The organism is Rhizobacter sp. P5_C2 (assembly GCF_054049715.1).
On record NZ_JBFULV010000214.1, the window covers coordinates 1 to 2,844 of the forward strand.

Genomic DNA, 2,844 nt, shown 5'->3' on the forward strand with positions numbered 1-2,844 from the left:
CACCGAATCGGCCGCCGAGCCCGCGGCCATCGCCGGCGCGTCGCGGCGCTCCGGCGCGGCCTTCGATTCGGCCTTCAGCGACTCCCGCTCGATGCGGTCGGCGCGGCCCAGGCGCCGGTTGGCCTGCTGGCTCGCACCGCCGGGCACCTCGCGCATCGCGGGCAGGCGGTGGCAGCTGGTCGCCGACGGCGGGCTGAACGCCGGCGGCGCATCGTCGAGCTGCGGCGGCGCGTCCTGCCAGACCGGCGGCCAGGGCTCGGCGGCCTGCGCGAGGTTGCCGTCCAGGCTGCCGGCGCAGGCAGCCAGCAGCAGCGAGGCGATCAGCACCGAGGTGAGCGTGCGGCGCGGGGTCTTCATCGTGTCCATGCGGGTCTCCAGGGTTGTCGGAACGTGACCCTGCCTGACACGCGGCAGCCGGCGCGACGGGGTGAAACCTTCGCGAATCTTTTTCGAGGCCCGTCGTTTCACCCCGTTGCGCACCGCCGCGCGTATCACCCGCTGTATCAGGCAGACTGCCATGCCATGCAACCCGGCCTCCCCACTGACACCGACACCAGCGACGACCACCTGATGAGTGCCTATGCGCGCGGCGATGCCACCGCCTTCGAAGCCCTGTACACCCGCCACCAGGCCGGGCTGTACCGCTTCGTGCGCCGGCTGCTCGGCAGCGCGCTGTCGGCTCAGGCCGACGAGGTGTTCCAGGACACCTGGCTGCGCGTGGTCAACGCCCGCGCCAGCTGGCAGCCGCAGGGCGCGAGCTTCCGCACCTGGCTGTTCACGCTGGCCCACCACCGGGTGATCGACGTGTGGCGGCGCAGCGGCCGCGAGGTGTCGATCACGACCGACGAAGACGAGGCGCCGTGGGAGCCCGACGCGGCGAACGGCGTCCCGTGGCAGCAGTGGCCGGCACCGCAGGGCGAGGACATCGCGTTCTGGCGCCGCGCCGGCGAGCGCCTGCTGGCCTGCCTGGAGGAACTGCCGCTGCCGCAGCGCAGCGCCTTCCTGCTGCACCATGACGACGAGTTGCCGCTGGCCGAGGTGGCACGCGCGCTGGAGGTCGGATTCGAGACCGCGAAGACCCGGCTGCGCTACGCGATGAGCAAGCTGCGCAGTTGCATGGGGGCCTACCTCGCGCCGCTGAACGGCACGGAGGCTTCGCGATGAGCGACAAGGCCGACATCGAACGCGACAGCCACCTGCGGCAGGCGCTGCGCCATGCGCCGGACGCCGATGCGGCGGCGCCGGCGGCATTGCGCGCGCTGATCCTGCACGAGGCGCAGGCCAAGGCGCGCGAGGGTCGCCCGGCCGTCGCTGCCGCGGCACCGTCGCTGCCATCGAGGCTGTGGCACTGGATCGGCAGCCCGCGCTTCGCCGGCGCGCTGGCCGGCGTGGTGGTGATCGGCTTCGCCGGCCTGCTGTGGCGCGAGCGCCCGCCGGAAGAGGCGCTGCCGCCGCGGGCCGCGGTGCAGGCACCGGCGGCGCCCGTTGCCGAGCCGGCATCGGATCAATTGGAGAAGAAGAAAGAGGCCGAGGCATCGGTGGCGGGCGCGGCCGTGCCCGCACCTGCCGCCGAGCCGGCGCCCCCGCCTGCACCGGCACCGTCGGTGCGCAGCGAGAAGCTGAAGCAGCCGCCTGCACCACGGCCGGCTGAAGAGGCGCCGCGGCGCGATGCCGTTGCCGATTCGCCCGGCATCGTGGCCGAGGAAACCACGCTGCAGACGCCGCGACCGACGCCTGTGGCGCCGCCGTCACCTGCCGCTGCGCCGCCATCGCAGGAAGCCACGGCCGGTGCCCTGAGCCAGCGCAGCCTGAACGAGAGCCGCGAGCGCAGCAGCGACAGCGCCGCCCGGCGCTCGCGGAGCGTCGCCGCGAAGGCCGCAGCGCCCAGCCCGGTGGACGCGGCCCCGGAAGCGGCCGCGCCTGCCGGCCTGCACGCCAGCTTCGCGGCCGGCCCGGCCATCGCGCAGCTGCGCCAGCAGATCGCCGGCGAAGCGACGCACTGGTACTGGCAACGCCCCGGCGGCCCGCAGCACCCGTTCGACAACGCCGTCAGCCAATGGCTCGGCCGCCTGGAAGCCGCGTCACGCGGGCGTTGGCAAAGCCTCGGCAACCTGCGCCCCGCGCCGGGCACCGAGCTGCAGCTGCTGCGCGATGGCGAGGTCACGCAGCGCCTGCAACTGACCGACGATGCGTTGGTGTGGGAGCGCCGCGACGTGGGCGAGACGCTGCGTGCGCCGCTCGACGCGGCGACCCTCGCGGCACTGCGGCAGGCGCTGGAGGCGGCGACGCCCTGACGGCGTTCAGCGCTGCGCGAGCCAGGCCGCCAGGCCTGCCGTCACACCGTCCGCGAAGCGCTGGAACACCGGCTCGACGACGAAGCCCAGGTGCGGCGTCAGCAGCAGGTTCGGCGCGTCGCGCAGTGCATGGTCGGCCGCCAGCGGTTCGGCGTCGAACACATCCAGCGCCGCGGCACCCGGCCGGCCCTGCTTCAGTGCCGCCGCCAGCGCGTCGGTGTCAACCAGCGACGCACGCGAGGTGTTCACCAGCACGCTGTCCGACCGCATCGTCGCGAGCCGCTCGGTGTTGATCAGGTGCCGCGTCTCGGCCGTCGGCACCAGGTGCAGGCTGACCACCGCCGACGTGGCCAGCAGTTCGTCGAGCGGCAGCGCGCTCGCGCCATGCTGCAGCGCGCGCTGCTCGGTCATGTGCGGGCTCCAGGTGACCACGTCCATGCCGAAGGCCCGGCCCACCGCGGCCACGCGGCCGCCGATCTCGCCCAGGCCGATCAACCCCAACCGCTGCCCGTGCAGCACCGGCGCGAGCGGCTCGGCCGCCTCGCTGCGC

General features: G+C 74.2%; 3 protein-coding genes and 1 pseudogene. 2 read left to right on the forward strand and 2 right to left on the reverse strand.

Features of this window, described 5'->3' with window-relative positions:
• Nucleotides 1-366 (reverse strand): annotated as a pseudogene (locus tag ACXJLU_RS33005) (hypothetical protein); the annotation flags it as partial.
• A gap of 156 nt (nt 367-522) precedes the next feature.
• Between ACXJLU_RS33005 and ACXJLU_RS33010 the strand changes: the two are divergent.
• On the forward strand, nt 523-1,164 hold the full coding sequence (locus ACXJLU_RS33010; protein WP_457337951.1) for a sigma-70 family RNA polymerase sigma factor: 642 nt from the start codon (nt 523-525) through the stop codon (nt 1,162-1,164).
• Entirely contained in the window at nt 1,161-2,294 is a 1,134-nt protein-coding gene (locus tag ACXJLU_RS33015; RefSeq protein ID WP_457337952.1) for a hypothetical protein, read from the forward strand. Before ACXJLU_RS33010 ends, ACXJLU_RS33015 begins: the two co-directional genes overlap by 4 nt.
• Before the next feature lie 6 nt (nt 2,295-2,300).
• Here the strand turns inward: ACXJLU_RS33015 and ACXJLU_RS33020 are convergent.
• On the reverse strand, nt 2,301-2,844 hold a 544-nt coding region (locus ACXJLU_RS33020; RefSeq protein WP_457337953.1), incomplete at its 5' end, for an NAD(P)-dependent oxidoreductase.

Coding starts and splice junctions, on each gene's coding strand:
- ACXJLU_RS33010 (WP_457337951.1), top strand. CDS start 523: ATGCAACCCGGCCTCCCCACTGACACCGACACCAGCGACGACCACCTG.
- ACXJLU_RS33015 (WP_457337952.1), top strand. CDS start 1,161: ATGAGCGACAAGGCCGACATCGAACGCGACAGCCACCTGCGGCAGGCG.